Here is a 24,932-nt window from a genome sequence, read left to right on the forward strand (position 1 = left end):
GCGAGGCCCTGACCGCCCGCCGCACCCGACCTGAGTCTCATGATGGACAAGGGCCTCGCATCGGTGGGCGGCGTCGACGGCCTGGCCGACATCCCGGGTGGCTGTGCGGCGCGGCTGTTGCTGGCATGGTGGGCCGATGCATACGACACCGGACGGACGGCCTGTCCCACCCGCGAAAGCTGAGGAACGCGCCATGTTGGAGGCATGGCTGGACTTTCACCGCGCGACTCTCGCCCTGAAGTGTTCGGGGCTCAAAGACGATCAACTGCGGCGTGCTTCCGTGTCACCCTCGTCGATGACGCTGCTTGGTCTCGTTCAGCACCTGGCTGAGGTGGAGCGCAACTGGTTCCAGCGTATTTTCGCAGGTCGAGACGTGCCGCCCGTCTTCGGGGAGGACAACGTCGACGGCTATGCGCTGCGGCCGGACCGGGGGTTCGACGAGGTGATGGCCGCCTGGCAGGCCGAGGTCGCCCGAGGCCGTGAGCTGACCGCCGACGCGTCGCTGGACGACTCCGGCCGCCTGTCCGAACGGGATGCGGGTCATGTCGGCGATCAGGGGATCTCCCTGCGCTGGATCATGGTGCACATGATCGAGGAGTACGCGCGTCACAACGGTCATGCCGATCTCATCCGCGAGCGGATCGACGGAGTCACCGGCGCCTGAGGGGCACGTGCGCGGTCGCGGGTACCGCGCAGGCCCGGCTCTCGACCGGGACGCGCTGTGCGGGGCAGCGGTCCCGCGGCCCCTGCGGTACGGCGTCACGGCATCGAGCGCCACCCGGCCGTGAAGAGGGACAGCCCGAGGCCGGGTTGCCGCGCTCAGCCGGCTCCCACGGCCTTGAGGCGGTGGGAGGCCTCCTCCAGGACCGGCTTCTTCTTGCAGAAGGCGAAGCGGACGAAGGGGGCGCCCATCTCGTGGTGGTCGTAGAAGACCGACGTCGGGATGGCGACGACGCCCGCGCGTTCCGGGAGGGCGCGGCAGAAGGCGATGCCGTCGGTCTCTCCCAGGGGGCGGATGTCGGCGGTGATGAAGTAGGTGCCGGAGGGGCGGTAGACGGTGAGGCCCGCTTCCTCCAGCCCGGCCGCCAGGAGGTCCCGCTTGGACCGGAGGTCGTCCCGGAAGCCGGTGAAGTAGGAGTCCGGGAGGGCGAGGGCCTCGGCGATCGCGTACTGGAAGGGGCCCGCGGAGACGTAGGTGAGGTACTGCTTGGCCGAGCGGACCGCCGTGACCAGGGCCGGGGGTGCCGTGATCCAGCCGACCTTCCAGCCCGTGTACGAAAACGTCTTGCCGCTGCTCGAGATGGTGACCGTGCGGTCCCGCATGCCGGGGAACGTGGCCAGGGGGATGTGTTCGGCTTCGTCGAAGACCAGGTGCTCGTAGACCTCGTCCGTGACGACGAGGAGGTCGCGTTCCACCGCCAGTTCGGCGATCGACGTCAGTTCCTCACGGGTGAGAACCGTGCCCGTCGGGTTGTGCGGGGTGTTGAGGAGGAGCAGGCGGGTGCGGGGGGTGACGGCGGCGCGGAGTTCGTCGAGGTCGAGGTGGAAGCGGCCGTCGCGGGGGCGGAGGGTGACCGGGACCCGGGTGCCGCCGGCCATGGCGACGCAGGCGGCGTAGGAGTCGTAGTACGGCTCCAGGGCGGTCACCTCGTCGCCGGGCTCCACCAGGGCGAGCAGCGTGGCGGCGATGGCCTCCGTGGCGCCCGCGGTGACCAGGACCTCGGTGTCGGGGTCGTACGAGAGGCCGTAACGGCGTCGCTGGTGCGCGGCGACGGCCGTGCGGAGTTCGGGGATGCCGGGGCCCGGCGGGTACTGGTTGCCGCGGCCGTCGCGCAGGGCGCGTACGGCGGCCTCCCTGATCTCCTCGGGGCCGTCGGTGTCGGGAAAGCCCTGGCCCAGATTGATGGAGCCGGTCCGCAGGGCCAGGGCGGACATCTCGGCGAAGATCGTCGTCCCGAACTCGGCGAGCCGGCGGTTCAGGAGAGGGCGCGCGCTGGAGGTCATGCCGGTCATCCTGCGCCGAAGCTCTGGAGTTCCTCAACTCTGCTTTGGGCCGCGTGGGCGGGGGGCATCTCCCGGTCACACGCGTGAGCGAGGCGCCCACGGGGGGCCGCTTCGGGGGATCACGGGGGAATGGAAGGAGGGTGGCGCCATGGGTATCGGCATCGTCCTGGTGGTGGTTTTCGGCCTGCTCGTGACGGTCGTCGTGGCCGCGGCCCGCGCTGGATCGCGCCGGGTGGGGGCCGGTCGGCCCGGACGTCGCGGCAGGGGTGGCCGTGACAGCTGGTGGACCGGCGGCTCGGACGGCGGGAGCGGGGGAGCGTCCTGCGGTGGTGGTTCGTCCGACGGAGGCGACTCGTCCTGCGGAGGCGGGTCGTCCTGCGGGGGCGGCGGCGGATGCGGTGGTGGAGGCGGCTGACACGGGGCAGCTGCCTCCGCATCGGGGGATCGACGTATCCGCGACAGCGGGGTCCGCGCCTGGGCGGACCCCGCTGTGCCGTTGAGCGGTGGTGATCACTCCGGTTCCGGTTGGGGTCCGGGCGAATCGGTGCGCCGGGCGTGAACCGTTTCCTCGGGGCGTACGCCGGTGTTGAACAGGTGAGCTGGGGAGCCCCCTAGGGGATGGAAAGCCCACGAAGTTGGGTAAAAACGCTGTGGTGGCACCACACTTCATGATTGCCTATAAATCACCGACGCAGCCCACGGACTCCGCGCGGAGCGTTTCCGGCCGGGTGAACCGGGCTGACGGGCCGAGGGTCCCGGTGCGACGTGTGACCGGGGTGCGCGGACCCCCTTTCTCTTTCTCGCTCTCCCTGTGTGCTTGCGGAGCCGTTCCATGCTCACGACCCTGAACACCGCCTACACCGACACCCGCGCGGCCGATCTCGCCTGGGCCCTGGGACGCGAGCCGCTTCCCGCGCTGGCCACCCTCGATCTCGAACTGGCGGGGGCGACAGTGCAGTTGAGACTGCTCGGCGCGTCCCACCAGGTGCTCCTGGAGGAGGAGCGGGGCCGCTGCTCGGAAACGGTGGCGTGCATTCCGGGCAGCAGTACGCCGCTTCCGCTGGGGGTGGCCAAGCGGGTGGACGACTGGGAGTACGAGTTCGCCGCCCGCGTGGAGACGCTCTCCCCCGGGTCCTTCGCGGGCCGGGCGCAGGAGCTGCTCGACCTGGTCTCCGGCCATCCGCAGGGCCTCGCCGGGGTCTTCCCCGGCAGCCCGCACGCGTTCACCGCCCTGCTCGCCCAGCGTCACGAGGGACAGGTCCACTGGCGGACCTGGCACGCCTACCCGCAGGACGGCCAGCTGGTGGCGACGCGGACGAAGGTGGGGGTGCGGGTGCCGGCCATGACGGGGTAGCCGAGGCGCGTACCGGGAGCGGGCGGAGATAAACAAAGACCACACGTGTGGGTGACGTGGTGTGCCGGAGGCGTAACGTAACGTCGCTGGGGTGATCGAACCGCAGGCCCCCGCACCGCCCGGCCCCGCGCAGTCCCGGGACGGGTCGGGCGGCCCCGGGGGCGGTGCGGAGAGCGTGCTGCGGCTGCCGGTGCGGCAGGGCACGGGGCGGTTCCTGGTGCTCGCGGGTGTGTTCGTCTGTGCGGCCTGCGGACTGGTCTACGAGCTCGAACTGGTGGCGCTGGCCACGTACTTGATGGGCGACTCGGTCACCCAGGCTTCGGTCGTGCTGTCCGTGATGGTCTTCGCCATGGGCATCGGCTCCCTGGCGGCGAAGCGGCTGCGGCGGCACGCGGCGGCCGGTTTCGGCGCGGTGGAGGCGATGCTCGCGCTCGTCGGCGGATGCAGTGCGATGGTGCTGTACGCCGTGTTCGCCTGGACGGGTGACTGGGGCGGCGTGTGGGCGAGCGGCCCACGCTCACTGCTGGTCGCGTTCTCCCTGGCCACCGGTCTGCTGATCGGGGCCGAGGTGCCGCTGCTGATGGAGCTGATCCAGCGGATCCGGCGGCAGGACGCGGGCGGCGCGCTGGCCGATCTGTCCGCCGCGGACTATGTCGGCGCGCTCGTCGGCGGGCTCGCCTTCCCCTTCCTTCTCCTGCCGGTCCTCGGCCAGTTGACCGGCGCGCTGATCACCGGCGCCGTCAACGCGGTGGTGGGCGGGGCACTGGTGCTCGGGCTGTTCCGGCAGGACCTCTCACGGCGCGCCCGCCGACTGCTGCTGGCCGCCAACGTGTGCGTGCTCGTGGTCCTCGCCTCGGCGGCCGTCCTCGTCGACGACTTCGAACGGGCCGCCCGGCAGGCGATGTACGGCTCCGACGTCCGCGTCGCCCTGCAGACGGACGTCCAGGAGGTGCTGCTCACCGGCGGGCGCGACGGGCGGCCCCTGAACCTGTTCCTCGACGGCCGGCTGCGGGTCAGCGGCCGGGACGAACTCCGGTACCACGAGGCGCTGGTGCACCCCGCGATGTACGGGCCGCACGCGCGCGTGCTCGTCCTCGGCGGCGGGGACGGGCTGGCCGTGCGCGAGGTGCTGCGGCACCGCGGGGTGCGGCGGGTCGACGTCGTCGAGATCGACGCGGGTGTGGTGCGGCTGGCGCGTGGTGATGCGGCGCTGTCCGCGCTGAACGCGCACGCCCTCGACGATCCGCGCGTGCGGGTGCGCATCGCGGACGCCTTCGACTGGCTGCGCGGGGCGCCCCCGGCGGCGTACGACGTCGTCGTCTCGGATCTGCCGCATCCCGGGATCACCGCGAGTACGAAGCTCTACTCGCAGGAGTTCTACGGGCTGACCCGGCGGGTGCTGGCGCCGGGCGGGCGGCTCGTGGTGCACGGGGGCGCGGTGGCGTCCCGGGCGCGTGACTTCTGGACGGTGGACTCGACGCTCCGTGCGGCGGGGTTCCGTACCGCCGTGTACCGGGTGAGCGGGCGGCGGTCCGGGTACGCCGCGGGGCCCGACCGGGGCGGCGGGGCGGCGATGACCGCGCACGCCCATCGGGACTGGGGGTTCGTGCTGGGGGGCCGGGACGCGCCCGTGCCGCGGCTCGACCCCGCCGGGCCTTCTCCGCGCACGCTCACCGAGGCGTCCCTCGCGGGGGACGTCCGGGCGGCGGAACGCACCAGGGTCGACGGGCTGCCGCCGTCCACGCTGCTGCACCCCCGGTACGGCGGCTGATCCCTCTACTACGTTCCGTGCCGACGCGCCGCGACTTCCCGGCGACGGGGGTGCGGTTTCGTGCCGCGTGGGTAGGCTCCGCACTCATGGAGCACGAGGTGTTCGTTCCGGTTGAGGTTGAGCGGCTCAGGGCAGTGCTGGACGACCCCGCGCGGGTCGCGCGGGCGGTGCCGGGGCTTCAGCACGACGCCGGTGCGGAGCCTGTCGCCGGGCGGCTGAAGGTGCGGGTCGGGGGGCATTCCGTCACGTATCGGGGTGCGGTGCGGGTGGTCGCGCGGGATGACGTCTCGTGGGCTGTCGAGGGGGAGGCGGCGGAGGCTCGCGGGAGCGGCTCCGTGCGGCTCGCGCTGACGTTGCGGGTGCGGGCGGTGGAGGGGGGTACGGCCCTCACCGTCGGGGGTACGGCCGCGGCCGATGGGCGGGTCGCCGAGTTTCCGTCGGAGGCGGTGGCTTCCGCGGTGGGGCGGCTGCTGGATCGGTTCGGGGAGAATCTGGGGGCCGTGGCGGGGGAAGGCGCGGATGCGGAGCCCGAGTCGCCGGAGCTGCTGTCCACCGGGGATTTCGAGCCGCAGGCCACGACGGATTTCGAGACGACGCCGGATGCGGAGGATGTTCCGGTGCCCGGGCCGAAGGCGGAGGGTCCGGCTTCCTCGACCGAGGACGACGAGTCCGTCGCGGAGGCGGCGCATGCCCGGCGGACGATGATCGGGCGTAGTGCGGAGGAAGTGGATCATGCGCCGCCGCGCGGGCGGTATGCGCCGGTGCCCGCGCCGCAGACTGTCGCGTCTTCTACGCCGTTGCGGTGGGCCGCGCCGGCGGCGGCGCTGGCGGTGGCCTCGGCGGTCGTCGCGATTCGGGCGTTGCGGCGGCGACGCTGAGGGTTTGTGCGGGCAGTGGTCGCGCGGCCCGGCGTTGGGGTGGGCCGGGGGGTGTTCGGGTGGCCCGGCGCTCGCGGGGTGCCGTCGCGCCCGCCCGTGCCGCCCTGGGGGTACCTCCCAGGCCCTTGAGGCACTGGGGGAGGCACGACTGCCCGCGGCCGGGGCGGCGAGCTGCCGGACGCGGGTGAGTAGGGTCGTTGTGTGAGTGGAGAGATCTTGCTGACCGCGGGTGACGCGGAGGTGACCGTGCTGCCGGCGAACGGCGGGCGGGTCGGAGGACTGCGGGTCGGGGGCGTCGAACTGCTGCGGCAGGGGGAGCGGTTCGGGTGCTTTCCGATGGTGCCCTGGTGCGGAAGGGTCCGGGACGGTCGGTTCCGGGACGGGGCCACCGTGCGGCAGCTGCCGCTGAACGCCCCGCCGAACGCCATCCACGGCACCGCCCGTGACGCCGCCTGGCGCACCGCCCGCAAGAGCGCCGACGAGGCCGTGCTCACCTACGACCTCGTCGAGCCGTGGCCGTACCCGGGCCGGGTCACGCAGCGGATCGCGCTCACCGGGAACGACCTCACGCTGACGATGAGCGTGGAGACGTACGAGTCGTCGTTCCCGGCGCAGATCGGCTGGCACCCGTGGTTCAACCGGAACCTCGGGGGTGAGGACGTCACGATCGGCTTCGCGCCCGCCTGGCAGGAGGAGCGCGGCGAGGACCATCTGCCCACCGGGCACCGGATCGACCCGAAGCCGGGGCCGTGGGACGACTGCTTCGGGATGCCCGACGGCGTCGACGTCACCCTCACCTGGCCGGGGCGGCTGGAGCTGAAGGTCACCAGCCGGGAGGAATGGGTCGTCGTCTACGACGAGCAGCGCGAGGCCGTCTGCGTCGAACCGCAGACCGGGCCGCCGAACGGGCTGAACACCCACCCGCGCCTGGTCACCCCCCTGGAGCCGCTCGAGGCCTCGACGACCTGGACCTGGACCCGCCTTTAAGCTGGGCCGCATGACGGACACACGCGGCGCGCTGCTGCAGCAGATCAAGGACAAGGCCGTGGTGCACGGCAAGGTGACCCTCTCCTCCGGTCTGGAGGCCGACTACTACGTCGACCTGCGCCGCGTCACCCTCGACGGCGAGGCCGCCCCCCTGGTCGGGCAGGTGCTGCTGGACCTGACCGACGGGCTGGAGTTCGACGCGGTGGGCGGGCTGACCATGGGCGCCGACCCGGTCGCGGCGAGCATGCTGCACGCCGCCGCCGCGCGGGGCCGGAGCCTGGACGCCTTCGTCGTACGGAAGGCGGCCAAGGCGCACGGGCTGCAGCGGCGCGTCGAGGGCCCGGACATCAGGGGCCGCCGGGTCGTGGTGGTCGAGGACACCTCCACCACCGGCGGCTCGCCGCTCGCCGCCGTGGAGGCCGTGCGCGAGGCCGGCGCCGAGGTCGTGGCCGTCGCGACGATCGTCGACCGGGCCACCGGCGCCGCCGAGAAGATCCAGGAGGGCGCCGGGGTGCCGTACCTGTTCGCCTACGGCAAGGACGAGCTCGGCCTCGACTGATCCCGCCGCCGTCGCATAACGACTTGACCTGTGCCGTCGGCCGGCCGGGCAAGTCTGGGAAGATGGGGCCGACAATGACGTCGCATCCAAGGTTCCAGGTCAGGGCCGACCGTACGCAGTAACGCAGTACGCCACACCGCATGCTTAAGGAGCGGACAGATGCCCATCGCAACCCCCGAGGTCTACAACGAGATGCTGGACCGGGCGAAGGCGGAGAAGTTCGCCTACCCGGCCATCAACGTCACCTCGTCCCAGACCCTGCACGCGGCACTGCGCGGCTTCGCCGAGGCGGAGAGCGACGGCATCGTCCAGATCTCGACGGGCGGCGCCGAGTTCCTGGGCGGCCAGCACAAGAAGGAGATGGTGACCGGCGCGGTCGCGCTCGCCGAGTTCGCGCACATCGTCGCCGAGAAGTACGACGTCAACATCGCCCTGCACACCGACCACTGCCCTAAGGACAAGCTCGACGGGTACGTACGCCCGCTGCTCGCGGTGTCCGAGGAGCGCGTCAAGGCCGGCCGCAACCCGCTGTTCCAGTCCCACATGTGGGACGGCTCCGCGGAGACCCTCGCCGACAACCTCTCCATCGCCGGGGAACTCCTCGAGCGCGCCCGCGCCGCGAAGATCATCCTCGAGGTCGAGATCACCCCGACCGGCGGTGAGGAGGACGGCGTCTCGCACGAGATCAACGACTCCCTCTACACCACGGTCGACGACGCCCTGCGCACCGCGGAGGCCCTCGGCCTCGGCGACAAGGGCCGCTACCTGCTCGCCGCGTCCTTCGGCAACGTGCACGGCGTGTACAAGCCCGGCAACGTCGTCCTCCGCCCCGAGCTGCTGAAGGAGCTCAACGAGGGCGTCGCCGCCAAGTACGGCAAGCCGGCCGGCTCCCAGCCGTTCGACTTCGTCTTCCACGGCGGATCGGGTTCCTCGCCGGAGGAGATCCTCACCGCGCTGGAGAACGGCGTCGTGAAGATGAACATCGACACCGACACCCAGTACGCGTTCACGCGTCCGGTCGCCGACCACATGCTGAGGAACTACGACGGCGTCCTGAAGGTCGACGGCGAGGTCGGCAACAAGAAGACCTACGACCCGCGCACCTGGGGCAAGCTGGCCGAGGCGTCCATGTCGGCCCGCGTCCTCGAGGCCTGCCAGAACCTGCGCTCGACGGGCACCCGCATCAAGTAGCACCGTCCGGAGTGTGAGCCCGGTACCGCACGCGGTGCCGGGCTCTTCCGTATGCTCGCCGTATGCCCGATGTCCGGCTGTCCTCACCGCAGGGCAAGTGGATCCTGCTCACCACGGTACTGGGCTCCAGCATGGCCCTGCTGGACTCCACCGTGGTCAACGTGGCCCTCCCGCGCATCGGCCGCGACCTCGACGCCGACCTCGGCGCGCTCCAGTGGACCGTCAACGCCTACATGGTCACGCTGGCCGGGCTGATCCTGCTCGGCGGGGCGCTCGGCGACCGGTTCGGGCGGCGCAAGGTGTTCGTCGTCGGCGTGCTGTGGTTCGCGGCGGCCTCCCTGCTGTGCGGGCTCGCCCCGAACGCGGGGATGCTCATCGCCGCCCGCGCCCTCCAGGGCGTCGGCGGCGCGCTCCTCACCCCCGGCTCGCTCGCCCTCATCCAGGCGTCCTTCCACCCCGACGACCGGGGCCGCGCGGTCGGCCTGTGGTCCGGTTTCGGCGGCATCGGCGCGGCCGTCGGACCGTTCGTCGGCGGCTGGCTCGTGGACGGGCCCGGCTGGCGCTGGGTGTTCCTGCTCAACGTGCCCCTCGCCCTGCTGTGCGCCCCCATCGCCGTACGGCACGTGCCGGAGTCGTCGGGCGTGAAGGCCGAGGGCCGCTTCGACGTCCTCGGCGCCGCGCTCGGCGCGATCGCCCTCGCCCTGGTGACGTACGCCCTGATCGAGGCCGAGTCGGGCACCCTCCTGGTCGCCGCCTCCGCGCTCGCCGGACTGGCCGCCGCGGTCGCCTTCGTCGTCGTCGAGAAGCGCCGCCCGCATCCGATGATGCCGCCGGACATCTTCGCCTCCCGCCAGTTCTCCGCCGTCAACGGGGTCACGCTCTGCGTGTACGCGGCGTTCGGCGGGTTCTTCTTCCTCGCCGCGCTCCAGCTCCAGGTCGTCGTCGGCTGGTCCGCGCTCGCCGCCGGTACGGCCCTGCTGCCCACGACCGCGCTGATGCTGCTGCTCTCCGCCCGCTCCGGCGAACTCGGCGACCGGATCGGCCCCCGCATCCCGCTCACCGTCGGACCGCTGCTGTGCGCCGCCGGGATGCTGCTGATGCTGCGGGTCGGGCCGGACGCCTCCTACGCCGTCGACGTACTGCCCGCGCTGCTGGTGCTCGGCCTCGGCATGGTGACCCTGGTGGCGCCGCTCACCGCGACCGTCCTCGCTTCCGTGGAGACCGAGCGGGCGGGCCTGGCCAGCGGTATCAACAACGCCGCCGCCCGCGCGGCCGGCCTGGTCGCCGTGGCCGCGCTGCCGCTGCTCGCCGGGATGGGCCCGGAGGCGTACCGCATCCCGGACGCCTTCGACGACGCCTTCCGGCGGGCGATGGTCCTGTGCGCGGGCGTCCTGGTGGTGGGCTCGGCCCTTGCCTTCACGACCGTACGCCGCCCGGCACCGGACTGCCGCCGCCCCGAATGCCGTACCCATGGCAGCGTGGCGGTGCCCCCGCTGGAAGCGGGGAGGGAGCGCGGCAGCGAGGCGCGCTGATGTACGAGACTGGACCCATGTCCATTCACGAGAACCTTCTCGGGGGCCCGCCCCCGACCCACCTCCCCGACGACCCCGGCCCGCGCGAGCTGCTCGCGTCCGGCGGCTCGCCCGCCGACGCCGCCGCCAAGTTCCCCACCTCCTCGCTGGCCTGGGCCCGGCTGGCCGACGAGGCCTTCGAGCGGGGCAGCGTCGTGGAGTCCTACGCGTACGCCCGTACGGGCTACCACCGCGGACTGGACGCGCTGCGCCGCAGCGGCTGGAAGGGTCACGGGCCCGTGCCGTGGGAGCACGAGCCCAACCGAGGCTTCCTGCGCGCCCTGCACGCCCTCGCCCGCGCGGCGCAGTCGATCGGCGAGCAGGAGGAGTACGAGCGCTGCTCGCAGTTCCTGAAGGACTCCTCGCCGGCGGCGGCCCAGGTCCTGGGCTGATCCGTCGTTTCTCGCAGGGCCCGTCCGTGAGCGGGCGGGCCTTGCGGTCTCGGGGGACGATTACGCAGGATGCACCGTGGGGACCGGGGCCCCCGTGCCGGTACCGGCAGGGGCGGACCGCTACCCGGAGTACATGTACAGGAGACAGCGATGTCCCATGAGGCTCACGAGCAGCCCGAGACCCCGCATCTCGACTTCAGGGGAACGACCCCCTACGAGGACTACGTCAAGGCCGACGTCCTCACCCATCTGCAGCACACCCTCTCCGACGACCCCGGAGAGATGGTCTTCCTGGTCACCACCCAGGTCATGGAGCTGTGGTTCACCGTCATCGTCCACGAGTGGGAGACCGCCGCGAAGGCGCTCCGGCAGGACGACATCCCGGTCGCCGTCGACGCGCTGAAGCGGTCCGTACGGGAACTGGAGGCGCTGAACGCCTCCTGGAAGCCGCTGAGCGGGCTCACCCCGGCACAGTTCAACGCGTACCGCGGCGCCCTCGGCGAGGGCTCCGGCTTCCAGTCGGCGATGTACCGGCGCCTGGAGTTCCTGCTCGGCGACAAGTCCGCGTCCATGCTGGTCCCGCACCGGGGCGCGCCGCGCGTGCACGCCGAGCTGGAGAAGGCCCTGCACGAGCCGAGCCTGTACGACGAGGTCCTGCGGCTCCTCGCCCGGCGCGGGCACGCCGTCCCGGACGAGGTGCTGCGGCGTGACGTGGCACGGAAGTACGAGCCGTCGGCGGAGGTGGAGGCGGTCTGGACGGCCGTGTACTCCGGCGACGGGCGCGACGAGGTGGCCCGCCTCGGCGAGGCCCTGACCGATGTCGCCGAACTGGTGTGGCGCTGGCGCAACGACCATCTCGTCGCCACCCGCCGCGCGATGGGCGCCAAGGCCGGCACCGGTGGTTCCGCCGGGGTGGCCTGGCTGGAGAAGCGGGCGCGGAACAGCGTGTTCCCCGAGTTGTGGACGGCGAGGTCCTATGTCTGAGCTCACGCGGAAGGCGGAGAAGCTGGACGCCGCCGACGAACTCGCCGCCAAGCGAGGCGAGTTCGTTCTCGACGACGTCGTCTACCTCGACGGCAACTCGCTGGGCGCGCTGCCCGTCGCCGTGCCCGGCCGGGTCGAGGACGTGGTGCGCCGGCAGTGGGGCGAGCTGCGCATCCGGTCCTGGACGGAGGGCGGCTGGTGGACGGCGCCGGAACGGATCGGCGACCGTATCGCGCCGCTGGTCGGCGCCGCTCCCGGGCAGATCGTGGTCGGCGACTCGACGAGCGTCAATGTGTTCAAGGCGGTCGTGGGCGCGGTGCGGCTGGCGCGGCCGGCCGGTCCGGAGCGGGACGAGATCGTGGTCGACGCGACCACGTTCCCCACGGACGGCTACATCGCCGAGTCGGCGGCCCGGATGACCGGGTGCACGGTGCGTCCGGCCGAGCCGTCCTCGCTGCCCGACGTGCTCGGTGAGCGTACGGCCGCCGTGCTGCTCAACCATGTCGACTACCGCAGCGGGCGGCTGCACGACCTGCCGTCGCTGACCGCCGCCGTGCACGCGGCGGGCGCGGTGGTGGTCTGGGACCTGTGCCACAGCGCCGGCGCGCTGCCGGTCGGCCTGGACGAGCACGGCGTCGACCTCGCGGTCGGCTGCACCTACAAGTACCTGAACGGCGGGCCCGGTTCACCGGCGTTCCTGTACGTGCGCGCGGACGTGCAGGACCGCTTCGACTCCCCGCTGCCGGGGTGGAACTCGCACGCCGAGCCCTTCGGGATGCGTCCGTCGTTCGAACCGGCGGCCGGCGCGGTGCGCGGGCGGGTGGGCACCCCGGACATCCTCTCCATGCTCGCCCTGGAGGCGGCGCTGGAGGTCTGGGACGGGGTGACGGTCGACGCGGTGCGGACCAAGTCCCTCGCGCTGACGGACTTCTTCCTGGAGTGCGTCGAGGCGTACGTGCCCGAGGGACGCGTCTCGTGCGTGACGCCCCTGGCGCACGGGGAGCGGGGAAGCCAGGTCGCCCTGCGCTGCCCGGACGCCGGGGACGTGATGCAGCGGCTGATCGAGCGGGGAGTGGTCGGGGACTTCCGGCATCCGGACGTCCTCCGCTTCGGATTCACGCCGTTGTACGTCGGGTTCGCGGAGGTGGAGCGGGCGGCGCGGGTGCTGGCGGAGGTGCTGGCGTAGTCGCCCGGGGACGGGGGGTGACGGTCGTACGGTGTCACCCCCGGCCCCGCTGACCGAGCGTGACATCCGCATGTCGGGGCGGGTGTGCGGGCTGATACCGTCCCGCCCCAACGGCCGCGTTCCTGTCGGACCGTCACCCGCGTTGTGTCGCTGAGAGGTTGGAGCAATGACGGACGATGTCGCAGCCGCCCGGGCCGCCGAGGAGGAGTCGGCGTTCTCCCATCCGCCCGTCGACCCCGATGTCACGGTTGCTTACGGCGACGACCCGGACCAGCTGATCGACTTCCATGTGCCCACGGGCCCGGGCGGGCCCGCGCCCGTGGTGGTCGTGCTGCACGGGGGTGCGTGGCGAGCGCCGTACGACCGGCGGCATGTCAGCCCCTTCGCGGCGTTTCTGGCCGGACGGGGGTTCGCGGTCGCCAGTGTCGAGTACCGGCGTGGGGCGGGGGAACCGGGCGGTGCTCCGGTGGCGGGGCGGTGGCCCGACACCTTCGACGACGTCGCCGCGGCGATGGACGCGCTGCCGGGGCTGATACGGGAGCGGGTGCCGCGGGCCGATGCTCGGCGGGTGGTGCTCACCGGGCACTCCGCGGGCGGGCAGCTGGCGTTGTGGGCCGCTGCTCGGCATGTGCTGCCGGCGGGGTCGGCCTGGCGTACGGACCGGCCCGCGCCGCTGCGGGGGGTGGTGGCGCTGGCGCCGATCGCGGACTTCGAGGTGGCCGACAAGCTGGATGTGTGCGGGGGTGCCGTACGGCAGTTGTTGGGTGGGGACGACTGCTTCGCCTCGCGGCGGGCGTACGCCGACCCGGCGTCGCTGCTGCCGACCGGGATCGCGACCACGTTGGTGCAGGGGCGTGCCGATGACGTGGTGCCGCAGGTGGTTGCCGAGGCGTATGCGGAGGCGGCGGCCAAGGCGGGGGAGGTCGTGGGGGTGACGTTGCTGGAGGACGTCGGGCATTTTCCGTTGATCGATCCGGGGGCGGATGCGTGTGCGGTGGTCGCGGAGGAGATCGCGCAGCTTGCCTGGTGATACCCGTAGTACTTGAGAGCTACCGCTCAGGTGAGTTCTCTGGCGGGACGCGGGTTACCTGCGGTGCTCCGTAACTTCCCTTCCTGGTAAGCCCGATGGGCGGGCGGAGGGGGAGGTGCGGCGATGGCGGGGCCTGTGCGCGAGGGGGGACCGGGGGGTTCGGGGGCCGGGGGGAGTCTGCGCAGCCCGGCGCTTGCGGGGTGCCGTCGCGCCCACCCGTGCCGCCCTGGGGGTACCTCCCAGGCCCTTTCGGGCTCTGGGGGAGGCACGACTGCCCGCGAGGACGGGAGTGGGGGCGGGGTTGCCCCGGGGAACGGGAGCGGGGGTGGGGGAGGTGCTGGGGTTGCCCGGCGTGGTGGGCGGTGGTGGCGGGGGGTGCTCGCGGTGGGGGTTGCCTGTGCCGTTGCCGTGCCGCTTGCGGGGGCCGGGCGGGGGCGGGTGCCGGCTCCTCCCCCCGCCGAGGTCGCGGCGCCTGCCGTCGCGGGTCTCGACGGTGTCTACGCCGCCAACCGGGCCAATGCCGGAAAGGCCGCGCGGATGGCGGCCGCGTACGGGGACGAGGGGCGGGCCCGTGTGGAACGGGGGCTTGCCGGGCGGCAGTTGCTGGCCTTCGACGGGCGGGGGCAGGGGCTTGTCACCGAGGTGTTCGGTGAGCTCGCGACCGCTGAACGTGTCGCCGTTCTCGTGCCGGGGTCGGACACCGGGATCGATACGTACGGGCGGTTCCGGGCCGGGGCGCTCGCCCTGCACGAGGGGCTCGGGGAGCGCGGCGCCGTGGTGGCCTGGCTCGGGTACGAGACGCCCGGGACCTTCAGCAGCGCCGTCGCCACCACCGGGCGGGCGGAGGAGGCAGCGCCCGAACTGCGGGATGTCGTGGGGGACCTGCGGGCCGTCGTCGGGTCGCGTGCCCGTATCTCCCTGCTCTGTCACTCCTACGGTTCCGTCGTCTGCGCCGAGGCCGCCGACGGGCTCGACGTCGACGACATCGCCCTCCTCGGCAGCCCCGGCACCGGTGCCGACACCGCCGCCGCCCTGCACACCCGGGCCCGCGTCTGGGCCGCCCGGGGCACCGGCGACTGGGTCGAGAACGTCCCGCACCTCAGCGCCGGCCTCCTCGGCACCACCGTCGGCTTCGGCACCGACCCCGTCTCCCCGGCCTTCGGCGCCCGGGTCTTCGACGCCGGGGACGGCGGCCACAGCGACTACTTCGCCCCCGGCTCCGCCTCCCTGACCAACCTCACCCGGATCGTCCTCGGCGAGACGCGGACGGTGACCTCGTGAGCGGCCCCGTGAACGGCCTCACGACCGCGGTACGCCACACCGCCGCCCGCGTCGACGCGGCCACCCCGGCCCACCGGGACCGTGCCGTGGACGCCCTCCGCGCCGGCGCCATCCTCGGTGTGGTCCTCGGCCACTGGTTCGTCACCGCCCTGGTCGCCGACGGCCGTACCCTGCACACGGCCAGCCCGCTCCAGCACCTGCCCTGGCTCGCCCCCGTGTCCTGGATCTTCCAGACCCTCGCCGTGTTCTTCCTGGTCGGCGGGCATGTCGCCACCCGCGGCCACACCTCCTCCCGCGCCCGCGGCATCCCGTACCACCGCTGGCTGCGCGACCGGCTGGCCCGGTTGTTCAGACCGGTCGCCGCCGTCCTCATCCTGTGGACGGCCGTCACGGCCGCGCTGCTGGTCTCCGGCGCCGAGTACGCCACCGTCCGCACGCTGGCGAAGCTGGCCCTGTCCCCCCTGTGGTTCCTGCTGGTCTTCGCCGCCCTCACCGCCGCGACCCCGCTGCTCACCCGGCTCCACCCGCTGTGGCCGCTCGCCGTCGTCCTCCACGTCGACCTGCTCCGCTTCGGCCTCGGCGCCCCCGCCTGGCTCGGCTGGCTCAACCTGGCGGCCGGCTGGCTGGTCCCGTACACCCTGGGCGCGGCCTGGACCCGGGGCGAGCTGGAACGCCGCCGCTCCGGCTGGATCCTCCTCCTCTCGGGTGCGGCCGCCACCGCCGCCCTCGTCGCCTGGGCCGGCTACCCGGCCTCCATGGTCGGCGTCCCCGGCGCCGGGGTGTCCAACCTGAACCCGCCGACGCTCGCCGCCGTCACCTTCGGCCTCGCCCAGTGCGGGCTCGCCCTGCTCCTGCGGGACCGGCTGCGCACGGTCATGCGTCGGCCCGTCGCATGGGCGGCGGTGGCGCTGGTCAACCTCTCCGCGATGACCGTCTTCCTCTGGCACCAGACCGCCCTGATGGCCACCACCGCCACCGGCCTTCTCGCCGGCCGCCTCCCCGGTCTGCACACCGCCCCCGACGGCCTCGGCTGGGTCGCCGCCCGCCTCGCCTGGCTGCCGGTGCTGGCCCTCGCCCTCGCCGTCTGCTGTGCCGCCTTCCGGTCCTGGGAGCGGGACGGGGCCCGGCGGAGACGGTCCCGGGTGGTCCGTACGCACCGGCCGGCCGGGAAGGACGTACGGCATGTCTAGGCTGGACCGCGTGGTGGACAAGGGGGCGGAGCTCGTCCGGCGGTGGCTCGGTGTGCTGCGGGACGACCTGTGGACCGCGCGGACCGACCCCCTGCCGCCGTCGACCTGGCTGCGCTGGCTGCCGCACGGCATCGTGTGCCTGGCCGCGTTCGGGGTGCTGGCGGGCGGTCTGCCGCAGCTCCAGGAGAACGGCGGCCTCGCCTTCGGCCCGGCGTTCCTCGTCGCGGTGTCCCAGGCGGGCGCCATGGTCTACGCCCTGCGCCGGCCCGTCCCGGCGTGGTGGCTGTCCATGGCCGCCACCCTGGTCGGCGCGGTCCTGCTCCACCGGCGGATGATCGCCGACGAGACCACCTTCACCTGGCCCTGGACCGCCTCCGGGATCATCGCCCACCTGTTCGTGCTGCTGCTGCTCGCGCTGCGGGTGCCCACCCGGGTCTCCGCCGAGGCCTGGGGCCTCACCTTCCTGCTCACCTACCTCCTCCAGGGAGTGTGGGGCGCGGTCAGTTACCAGCCCACCGGACAGGTGCTGGTGCCGCTGTCCGCGGTCGTCGTGATCCTCGGCTCCGCCCTGCGCGGGCGGCGCGAGGCCCGCGCCGAACTCGGCCGGCAGACCACCCTCACCGCCGAGGAACGCGCCCGCCGCACCCTCCTGGAGGAACGCAGCCGCATCGCCCGGGAACTGCACGACGTGGTGGCCCACCACATGTCGGTCATCTCCATCCAGGCCCAGGTCGCCCCCCACCTGGTGCAGGACCCGTCCGACGAGCTGAAGGAGAACCTCGCCGGCATCCGGCAGAACGCCGTCGAGGCGCTCACCGAACTGCGCCGCGTCCTCGACGTCCTGCGCTCCGAGCACGCCGCCCCGGGCGAGCGCTCGGACGCCCCGCAGCCCACCCTCGACCGGCTCGCACCGCTGGTGGAGAACACCCGCGCCGCCGGACTCACCGTGACCACCGAGATCACCGGCGAGCGGCGCCCGCTGCCGCCCGGCGTGGAGTTGTCGGCGTACCGGATCGTCCAGGAGGCGCTGAGCAACGTACTGCGGCACGCGCCCGGCGCGACCGCGCACATCACCCTCGCCTACGATCCGCGGGGACTGCGCGTGACGGTCGTCAACACCGGCCCCACCCGCGAGGCACCGCCGTCCGCGGGCGCCGGACACGGACTGCTCGGCATGCGGGAACGGACCGTCATGCTGGGCGGCACACTGACGGCCGGCCCCTGGGCCGGGAAGGGCTACAGGGTCGACGCCCGCCTCCCGGCGCCCGCCCCGCCCGCCACCGGCCCCGCACCCCAGGACGGCACCGCATGATCCGCGTACTGATCGCCGACGACCAGCAGATGGTCCGCCAGGGCTTCACCGTGCTGCTCAACACCCAGCCCGACATCGAGGTCGTCGGCCAGGCGGTGGACGGTCTCGACGCCGTCGCGCAGGTCGCCGGACTCGCCCCGGACGTCGTCCTGATGGACATCCGCATGCCCGAACTCGGCGGCATCGAGGCCACCGCCCGTATCACCGCCGCCACCCCCGGGATCAGGGTTCTCGTCCTGACCACCTTCGACCTCGACGAGTACGTGTACGAGGCACTGCGCGCCGGCGCGTCCGGCTTCCTGCTGAAGGACGCCTCCGCCGACCAACTCGCCGAGGCCGTACGGGTGGTGGCGGCCGGCGACGCCCTGCTCGCGCCCGGCATCACCCGCCGGCTGATCGCCGAGTTCTCCCGCCTCGACGCCCGGCCCCGCCCGCCGCTGCGGCAGCGCGTCGGAGGGCTGACCGAACGCGAGACGGAGGTGCTCGCGCTGATCGCGCAGGGTCTGTCCAACGCGGAGATAGCGGTACGGCTGGTGGTGGCCGAGCAGACGGTGAAGACCCATGTCGGCCGCATCCTGGTGAAACTCGGGCTGCGGGACCGTACGCAGGCGGCGGTGTTCGCGTACGAGTCCGGGCTGGTCCGCCCCTCCGGGTACTGAAACGCGCGCGTAGTACCTGAGACGGACGCCCCACAACCCCCCTCAGCGGGGACGACCCGCCTCACCCGGTCGGCCTACCGTGTGAGCGTGACCGAGACGACTCACCAGCAGCACGACGACGGGACCCGCAGCCCCGAGTACCGGCTGGCCCAGAACGCCCTGCGGGGACTGCGCCAGGACCTCTTCCACGACCCCTTCGCCTACCGTCCGCTGCCGAGCCGGCGCACGGACGGCCCGTTCGTCCGCCGGCTGCCCGCGCGGGCGCGGTCGGCCGCACAGCATCTCCCGCACGCGGTGGTGGGGGCGGTCGCGCTGATCGCCCTGGCGGCCGGCGCGCTCGGGGGCGGCCTTCCCGGCGGTGACGTACTGGCCCTGCTGACCGGCCTGCTGTGCGCGGCCCCGGTGGTCGCCACACTGGTGCGGCCGATCGGCGCGTTCTGGATGTCGCTCGCCGTGACCCCGGTGGTCTCGATCCTGGGCGGCGACGGCTGGGACTGGCCGTGGATGCCCGGCGCGTTCGTCTGCCACCTCGCGGTGCTGGTCTTCGTGGCGCTGCGCACCCGGCCCCGTACCGCCGCCTGGATGTGGGCCCTCACCTTCGCCTACGCCTTCCTCGCGGACGTCTTCTTCGGCGGGTCGTACTACTACACCAACAGCGCGCCCATGCTGGTGACGTCGGCGTTCGCCCTGCTCGTGGTCTCCGTGTGGCACATCCGCCGGGCCGCCGAGCAGGAGGTGACCGCCCAGCAGACGGTGACCGCGCACGAACGCTCCAAGCGCACCGCGCTGGAGGAACGCACCACCATCGCCCGCGAGCTGCACGACGTGGTGGCCCACCACATGTCGGTGGTCGCCATCCAGGCCGAGGCCGCGCCGTACCGGGTGGAGAACCCGCCCCCGGAACTGGAGCGCGCCTTCGTCACCATCCGGGAGAACGCGGTGGCCGCCCTCACCGAGCTGCGCCGCATCCTGGGTGTGGTCCGCGCTGAGGACTACGAGGCTCCGGACGCCCCGCAGCCCACCCTCGCCGACCTCGACGCCCTGCTGGTCAACGTGCGCGACGCGGGTCTTTCGGTGGAGAAGGTGACGACCGGCGCGGTGCGGGAGCTGCCGCAGGGCGTGGAGCTGTCGGCGTACCGGATCGTGCAGGAGGCGCTGAGCAACAGCCTGCGGCACGCGCCCGGCGCGAGCGCCCGCGTCGAGATCGGGTACGTCCTCGGCGGCCTCGGCGTACGCGTGGTGAACGGTCCGGCGCCCGCGCCGAACCTGATAAAGCCCTCGCCCGGAGCCGGTCACGGCATCACCGGGATGCGCGAGCGGGTCACCATGCTGGGCGGCGAGATGACGGCGGGACCGGCGGACGACGGCGGCTACGAGGTCGCCGTGTTCCTGCCGGTCGCCACGGTGAACGAGGGTGACGCATGACGATCCGGGTCCTGATCGCGGACGACCAGATGATGGTGCGCGAGGGCTTCTCCGTCCTGCTCGGCGCGATGCCCGACATCGAGGTCGTCGGCGAGGCCGTCAACGGCCGGGAGGCGGTCGACCGGGTCCGCGAACTCGCCCCCGACGTCGTCCTCATGGACATCCGCATGCCCGAACTCAACGGCATCGAGGCGACCCGGGAGATCGTCGCCGCCGACGGTACGGCGAAGGTCCTGGTGCTCACCACCTTCGACCTCGACGAGTACGTCTACCAGGCGCTGCGCGCGGGCGCCTCCGGCTTCCTCCTCAAGGACGCCTCCGCCCGGCAGCTCGCCGACGGGGTCCGGGTCGTCGCGTCCGGCGAGGCGCTGCTCGCGCCGTCGGTGACCAGGCGGCTGATCACCGAGTTCTCCAAGCTGTCCGAGGGGCCCCGCCCGATGCCGCCCGCGCACGGGGCGTACGGGGAGCTGACCGAGCGGGAGACGGAGGTGCTGGTGCTGATCGCGCAGGGGCTGTCGAACTCCGAGATCGCCGAGCGGCTGGTGGTCGCCGAGTCCACGATCAAGACCCATGTGAGCCGGATCCTGGTGAAGCTGGGGCTGCGGGACCGTACGCAGGCGGCGGTGTTCGCCTACGAGGCCCGGCTGGTCACACCGGGCTGACCCCCCCTGGTCAGAGGCGGGGTTCCGGGCTACCGTCCGGTCATGGCAGCACGTGACGACCTCGCGTTCGACCCATGGGACCCCGCGTTCGTCGCCGACCCGTACCCCGTCTACGCCGAGCTGCGCGCACGCGGGCGGGTGCGGTACTACGAGCCGACGGACCAGTGGCTGGTCGCGCATCACGCGGACGTCTCGGCGCTGCTGCGCGACCGGCGCCTGGGACGGACGTACCAGCACCGCTTCACCCACGAGGAGTTCGGCCGCACCGCCCCGCCGCCGGAGCACGAGCCGTTCCACACCCTCAACGACCACGGCATGCTCGACCTCGAACCGCCGGACCACACCCGGATCCGCCGCCTGGTGTCGAAGGCGTTCACCCCGCGCACGGTGGAACGCCTGAAGCCGTACGTCGAGGGGCTGGCGGACCGCCTCGTGTCCGCGCTCGTCGACGCCGGCGGCGGTGACCTGCTGCGGGACGTCGCCGAGCCGCTGCCGGTCGCGGTGATCGCCGAGATGCTCGGCATCCCGGAGGCCGACCGGGCGCCGCTGCGGCCCTGGTCGGCGGACATCTGCGGCATGTACGAGCTGAACCCGCCCGAGGAGACGGCGCGCAAGGCCGTCCGGGCGTCGGCCGAGTTCTCCGACTACCTCCGCGACCTGATCGCCGAACGCCGCGAGAACCCCGGCGACGACCTGATCTCCGGACTGATCGCCGCCCACGACGAGGACGACGACCGGCTCACCGAGCAGGAGATGATCTCCACCTGCGTCCTGCTGCTGAACGCGGGCCACGAGGCCACCGTGAACTCCACGGTCAACGGCTGGTGGGCCCTGTTCCGCAACCCCGGCCAGCTCGCCGCCCTGCGCGCGGACCACTCCCTGATCCCCACCGCGATCGAGGAGCTGATGCGCTACGACACCCCGCTCCAGCTCTTCGAACGCTGGGTCCTCGACGAGATCGAGATCGACGGCCGGGTCATCCCGCGGGGCGCGGAGATCGCGATGCTCTTCGGCTCCGCCAACCACGACCCGGCGGTCTTCGCCGACCCGTCCCGCCTGGACCTCACCCGCCGCGACAACCCCCACATCTCCTTCAGCGCCGGCATCCACTACTGCATCGGCGCGCCCCTGGCCCATATCGAACTGGCCGCCTCGATGAGGGCACTGCTGGAGAAGGCCCCGGGACTGCGCCTGGCGGCGGAGCCGCGGCGGAAGCCGAACTTCGTGATCAGGGGACTGGAGGGGCTGGCCGTGGAGGTCGGCCGGTGATCACCCGTTCGGCTGATCATGGCGCCGATCCGCCCTGGCGCTCGCCTGCGGCCCGGCAGGCTGGTGAGCGCCTGCGAAGGAGGGCACCATGACGGTTATGACGCAGCACATGGCGCAGATGTCCGTGGAGGAGTTCGAGGAGCTCGCTGCCCACGTGGCCAAGAAGTTCGACGCCGTCAGGTTGGAGTTCATCAACGGACGGGTCGGGATCAAGGGTATGACGGACGGCAACCACAGCGAGGTCATCCGCTGGCTGCAGGAGTGTTTCCTCCTGACGGGCAGCGGGCTGTGGCTCTACGGAGGCGGGGAACTGGGCCTGCGCATCGAGAAGTACCGCAAAGGCCGGGCCCTCCCGGACGCCGTACTCGCTCCCCGCGGGACGTTCGCCGGGAAGGGCGACTGGGCCGAGACACGAGGCGTCGTCATGACGGTCGAGGTCACGTCCTACGACTCGGACACCCACCGCCGGGACCGTGAGGAGAAGCCCGCAGGCTACGCCGACGCCGGAATCCCGTACTACCTGCTGATCGACCGCGACGACTGCTCCGTCACGCTCTTCAGCGTTCCCGTTCCGGGCGAGGGATACAGCTGCACGGTGCGGAAGTCCTTCGGCCAGAAGCTTTCCCTGCCGGAACCCCTCGGCATCGAACTCGACACCGAGGAGCTCAAGCAGTACGTGGACTGAGGCGACGTCACGCCGTCATGTCCCGCCGCCGCAGCCCTGCCAGCCCCGCCCCAACCAGCGCCGCCGCGAGTGCCGTGAGCACCAGCACCGGCGTCCACGTCATCTCCCCGCCCGGCAGCTTCGGCAGATGGCCGAAGGGGGACAGGTCCAGCACCGCCCGCGGCACGTCCAGCGCCGGGCCGACCCAGCCGATCAGCAGCACCGCCCCGGCCACCGCCCACGCGCCCACGGCCGCCCGGGGCGTCAGCCCGTACAGCAGGACCGCGATCCCGCCGGTCACCCACACCGCAGGGACCTGCACCAGACACCCGCCGATGACCGCCCCCGCCCGTTCGCCGTGACCGAGCGCGAGGCCCACGCCCGCGAGCAGCATCAACAGCACCGCCCCGCCGAACGCCACCGCCAGATGCCCGGCCGCCCAGCGCAGTCGTCCGACCGCCCCCGCGAGGACCGGTTCGGCCCGCCCCGAGGTCTCCTCGCCGTGCAGCCGCAGTACCGAGGCCACGATGTACAGCGCGGCCACCAGGCCCAGCATCCCGGCCATCGCCGCGAGGAACGTGTCCGTCAGCCCCGACCGCCCGCCCATCCGCCGGAACACCTCCCGGGCGCTCTCGTTGTCGCCGACCAGTTCGGCCGCCCCGTCCGCCATCCCGCCGTACACCAGCCCCGCCAGCAGGAAGCCGATGCTCCAGCCGAGCACACCGCCCCGCTGCAGCCGCCATGCCAGCGCTCCCGCGCTCCGCAGCCGGCCCGCGGCAGGTCCGGGACGGCTCGGCAGGAAGCTCATGCCGAGATCCCGGCGGCCGGCGAGCGCGTACGCCACCGCCCCCTGTGCCAGCGCCGCGCCCGCGAACAGCCCCAGCACCCACCACCGTTCACCGGCGTACGCCCGCAGATTCGTCAGCCAGCCGAGCGGTGACACCCACGCCAGCGGGGACGAGCCGTCGTCCGTCGCCGCGTCACCCGCCGCCCGCAGCACGAACGCGGCACCCAGTACCCCGGCCGTCAGCCCCCGCGCGAGGCGCGCGCTCTCCGTCAGCTGGGCCACGATCGCCGCCGTCGTCGCGAAGACCATGCCCACGCCCGCGAACCCCAGCCCGAACGCCACCGCCCCCGCGGCGCCCTGCCCGGCCAGCCCGGCCGCCACCAGCAGTGCCAGCGCCCCGTTCGCGACGGCCGCCGCGAGCAGCGCCGCCGTGAGCGAGGCCCTGCGGCCCACCATCCCGGACGCCACCATCTCCTGACGCCCGCTCTCCTCCTCGTCACGGCTGTGCCGTACGACGACCAGCAGACCGACGACGGCGGCCAGCGCACCCGCGTACACCCCGGCCCGCCAGACGGTCAGCGCGCCGAGGGAGTCGCCGAGGACGGGCCCGACCATGGCCCGCAGGGAGGAGTTGGTGGCCATCTGCGCCACCAGACCGGCGCGTTCGGCGGCCGTGCCGTACAGGCTCTTCAGCGTGTTCGGCATCGACAGCACCATCAGCGTGTTCACCCCGACCCAGACCGGGATCATCACCCGGTCCCGGCGCAGGGCGAAGCGCAGCAGGACGCCGGTGCCGGCGAGCTGTCGCGCGGTCGCGGGCCGTACGGCGAAGGCGGCGGCGCTCATCGGGCGGTCACCTCGTCCTGGTAGTGCCGCAGGAACAGTTCCTCCAGCGTGGGCGGGGTGGAGGTCAGCGACCGCACACCCGACTCGCTCAGCGAGCGCAGCACCGCGTCCAGCTTGTCGGTGTCCACCTGGAGCCGGACCCGGTGGCCCTGGACGTCGAGGTCGTGCACACCGGGCAGCGCGGCGAGACCGCCCGGCTGCCCGGCGAGTTCGGCGCTGACGCTCGTCCGGGTCAGATGCCGCAGCTCGGCGAGCGAACCGCTCTCCACGGTGGTCCCCTTGCGGATGATGCTGACCCGGTCGCAGAGCTCCTCCACCTCGCTGAGGAGGTGCGAGGACAGCAGCACGGTCCGCCCGCGCTCCCGCGCCTCGGCGACACAGCGCCGGAAGACCTCCTCCATCAGCGGGTCCAGGCCCGACGTCGGCTCGTCCAGGATCAGCAGATCGACGTCGGAGGCGAACGCGGCGACCAGGGCCACCTTCTGCCGGTTGCCCTTGGAGTACGTCCGGCCCTTCTTCGCCGGGTCCAGCTCGAACCGCTCGACCAGCTCGGCCCGCCGGTGCGGGTCCAGGCCTCCGCGCAGCCTGCCGAACAGGTCGATGACCTCGCCCCCGGACAGATTGCGCCACAGCGTCACGTCACCGGGCACATAGGCGATACGGCGGTGGATCTCCACGGCGTCCGTCCACGGGTCCCGGCCGAGCACCTGCGCGGCGCCGGCGTCGGCGCGCAGCATGCCGAGCAGGACGCGGAGGGTGGTGGACTTCCCGGAGCCGTTGGGCCCGAGGAAGCCGTGGACCTCGCCGGTCTCGACGCTCAGGTCGAGACCGTCCAGCGCGTGGGTCCGGCCGAACGACTTGTGCAGTCCGGACACGGTGATGGCCTTCGTCATGCTTCGGAACGTACGCTTCTTTCAGAAATTTGTGAAG

24 protein-coding genes are annotated in these 24,932 nt (G+C 72.9%); 21 read left to right on the forward strand and 3 right to left on the reverse strand.

The features are described 5' to 3' along the window. Positions 1 to 39: 39 nt before the first annotated feature. Both ACGFR9_RS21075 and ACGFR9_RS21080 read left to right on the forward strand, forming a co-directional pair. Positions 40 to 183, forward strand: coding sequence for a hypothetical protein (locus ACGFR9_RS21075; RefSeq protein ID WP_393211278.1), 144 nt, complete (start codon positions 40 to 42; stop codon positions 181 to 183). Then, a complete protein-coding gene (locus ACGFR9_RS21080; protein WP_393210736.1) occupies positions 137 to 664 on the forward strand; it encodes a DinB family protein in 528 nt (175 codons plus the stop codon). Before ACGFR9_RS21075 ends, ACGFR9_RS21080 begins: the two co-directional genes overlap by 47 nt. Before the next feature lie 155 nt (positions 665 to 819). Here ACGFR9_RS21080 and ACGFR9_RS21085 read toward each other — a convergent pair whose 3' ends face one another. Then, positions 820 to 2,013: a pyridoxal phosphate-dependent aminotransferase gene (locus ACGFR9_RS21085; RefSeq protein WP_393210739.1), complete on the reverse strand. Its 1,194-nt coding sequence runs from the start codon at positions 2,011 to 2,013 to the stop codon at positions 820 to 822. 823 nt (positions 2,014 to 2,836) lie between these two features. Here ACGFR9_RS21085 and ACGFR9_RS21090 point away from each other — a divergent pair. The 19 genes from ACGFR9_RS21090 to ACGFR9_RS21180 all read left to right on the forward strand — a co-directional run bounded on the left by ACGFR9_RS21090 (position 2,837) and on the right by ACGFR9_RS21180 (position 22,390). Next, positions 2,837 to 3,358, forward strand: a complete 522-nt coding sequence (locus ACGFR9_RS21090; RefSeq protein ID WP_393210742.1) for a DUF2617 family protein — start codon at positions 2,837 to 2,839, stop codon at positions 3,356 to 3,358. Between the two features lie 91 nt (positions 3,359 to 3,449). Beyond that, positions 3,450 to 5,129, forward strand: a complete 1,680-nt coding sequence (locus ACGFR9_RS21095) for a polyamine aminopropyltransferase (protein ID WP_393210744.1) — start codon at positions 3,450 to 3,452, stop codon at positions 5,127 to 5,129. Between the two features lie 86 nt (positions 5,130 to 5,215). After that, entirely contained in the window at positions 5,216 to 6,007 is a 792-nt protein-coding gene (locus ACGFR9_RS21100) for an SRPBCC family protein (RefSeq protein ID WP_393210747.1), read from the forward strand. Between the two features lie 201 nt (positions 6,008 to 6,208). Then, positions 6,209 to 6,994, forward strand: coding sequence for an aldose 1-epimerase (locus ACGFR9_RS21105; RefSeq protein ID WP_393210750.1), 786 nt, complete (start codon positions 6,209 to 6,211; stop codon positions 6,992 to 6,994). 10 nt (positions 6,995 to 7,004) lie between these two features. After that, complete coding sequence (gene pyrE, locus ACGFR9_RS21110; RefSeq protein ID WP_393210753.1) at positions 7,005 to 7,553, forward strand: orotate phosphoribosyltransferase; 549 nt, start codon at positions 7,005 to 7,007, stop codon at positions 7,551 to 7,553. Between the two features lie 159 nt (positions 7,554 to 7,712). Next, on the forward strand, positions 7,713 to 8,744 hold the full coding sequence (fbaA, locus tag ACGFR9_RS21115) for a class II fructose-bisphosphate aldolase (RefSeq protein ID WP_393210756.1): 1,032 nt from the start codon (positions 7,713 to 7,715) through the stop codon (positions 8,742 to 8,744). Between the two features lie 62 nt (positions 8,745 to 8,806). Then, entirely contained in the window at positions 8,807 to 10,276 is a 1,470-nt protein-coding gene (locus tag ACGFR9_RS21120; RefSeq protein ID WP_393210759.1) for an MFS transporter, read from the forward strand. 17 nt (positions 10,277 to 10,293) lie between these two features. Continuing rightward, positions 10,294 to 10,707, forward strand: coding sequence for a DUF3151 domain-containing protein (locus tag ACGFR9_RS21125; RefSeq protein WP_393210762.1), 414 nt, complete (start codon positions 10,294 to 10,296; stop codon positions 10,705 to 10,707). 150 nt (positions 10,708 to 10,857) lie between these two features. Next, complete coding sequence (locus tag ACGFR9_RS21130) at positions 10,858 to 11,691, forward strand: tryptophan 2,3-dioxygenase family protein (protein WP_393210765.1); 834 nt, start codon at positions 10,858 to 10,860, stop codon at positions 11,689 to 11,691. Next, positions 11,684 to 12,877, forward strand: a complete 1,194-nt coding sequence (gene kynU, locus ACGFR9_RS21135; RefSeq protein WP_393210767.1) for a kynureninase — start codon at positions 11,684 to 11,686, stop codon at positions 12,875 to 12,877. Before ACGFR9_RS21130 ends, kynU begins: the two co-directional genes overlap by 8 nt. Before the next feature lie 166 nt (positions 12,878 to 13,043). Beyond that, entirely contained in the window at positions 13,044 to 13,907 is an 864-nt protein-coding gene (locus ACGFR9_RS21140; protein WP_393210769.1) for an alpha/beta hydrolase, read from the forward strand. Positions 13,908 to 14,282: 375 nt separating this feature from the next. After that, positions 14,283 to 15,188, forward strand: a complete 906-nt coding sequence (locus tag ACGFR9_RS21145; protein WP_393210772.1) for an alpha/beta hydrolase — start codon at positions 14,283 to 14,285, stop codon at positions 15,186 to 15,188. Continuing rightward, positions 15,185 to 16,378 (forward strand): acyltransferase, encoded by a 1,194-nt coding sequence (locus ACGFR9_RS21150; protein ID WP_393210775.1) that lies wholly within the window; start codon positions 15,185 to 15,187, stop codon positions 16,376 to 16,378. The genes ACGFR9_RS21145 and ACGFR9_RS21150 overlap by 4 nt, the downstream gene beginning before the upstream one ends. Next, positions 16,371 to 17,690 carry a sensor histidine kinase gene (locus ACGFR9_RS21155; protein ID WP_393210778.1) on the forward strand — a complete coding sequence of 440 codons (1,320 nt, stop codon included), beginning with the start codon at positions 16,371 to 16,373 and terminating at the stop codon, positions 17,688 to 17,690. The genes ACGFR9_RS21150 and ACGFR9_RS21155 overlap by 8 nt, the downstream gene beginning before the upstream one ends. Beyond that, complete coding sequence (locus tag ACGFR9_RS21160; protein ID WP_393210781.1) at positions 17,687 to 18,349, forward strand: response regulator; 663 nt, start codon at positions 17,687 to 17,689, stop codon at positions 18,347 to 18,349. The genes ACGFR9_RS21155 and ACGFR9_RS21160 overlap by 4 nt, the downstream gene beginning before the upstream one ends. 87 nt (positions 18,350 to 18,436) lie before the next feature. Further along, positions 18,437 to 19,774 carry a sensor histidine kinase gene (locus tag ACGFR9_RS21165; RefSeq protein WP_393210784.1) on the forward strand — a complete coding sequence of 446 codons (1,338 nt, stop codon included), beginning with the start codon at positions 18,437 to 18,439 and terminating at the stop codon, positions 19,772 to 19,774. Continuing rightward, complete coding sequence (locus ACGFR9_RS21170; RefSeq protein ID WP_393210787.1) at positions 19,771 to 20,436, forward strand: response regulator; 666 nt, start codon at positions 19,771 to 19,773, stop codon at positions 20,434 to 20,436. Before ACGFR9_RS21165 ends, ACGFR9_RS21170 begins: the two co-directional genes overlap by 4 nt. Before the next feature lie 42 nt (positions 20,437 to 20,478). Further along, the gene (locus tag ACGFR9_RS21175; RefSeq protein ID WP_393210790.1) at positions 20,479 to 21,705 is read left to right on the forward strand and encodes a cytochrome P450; all 1,227 of its coding nucleotides are present in this window, start codon (positions 20,479 to 20,481) and stop codon (positions 21,703 to 21,705) included. A gap of 88 nt (positions 21,706 to 21,793) precedes the next feature. Continuing rightward, the gene (locus tag ACGFR9_RS21180) at positions 21,794 to 22,390 is read left to right on the forward strand and encodes a Uma2 family endonuclease (RefSeq protein ID WP_393210793.1); all 597 of its coding nucleotides are present in this window, start codon (positions 21,794 to 21,796) and stop codon (positions 22,388 to 22,390) included. A gap of 7 nt (positions 22,391 to 22,397) precedes the next feature. On the opposite strand, the gene ACGFR9_RS21185 is transcribed toward ACGFR9_RS21180, so the two are convergent. Beyond that, positions 22,398 to 24,002 (reverse strand): ABC transporter permease, encoded by a 1,605-nt coding sequence (locus ACGFR9_RS21185; RefSeq protein WP_393210796.1) that lies wholly within the window; start codon positions 24,000 to 24,002, stop codon positions 22,398 to 22,400. Beyond that, entirely contained in the window at positions 23,999 to 24,895 is an 897-nt protein-coding gene (locus tag ACGFR9_RS21190) for an ATP-binding cassette domain-containing protein (RefSeq protein ID WP_393210799.1), read from the reverse strand. Before ACGFR9_RS21190 ends, ACGFR9_RS21185 begins: the two co-directional genes overlap by 4 nt. Positions 24,896 to 24,932 lie beyond the last annotated feature (37 nt).

It is taken from the genome of Streptomyces sp. NPDC048584 (assembly GCF_043199595.1).
Lineage (GTDB): Bacteria > Actinomycetota > Actinomycetes > Streptomycetales > Streptomycetaceae > Streptomyces > Streptomyces edwardsiae.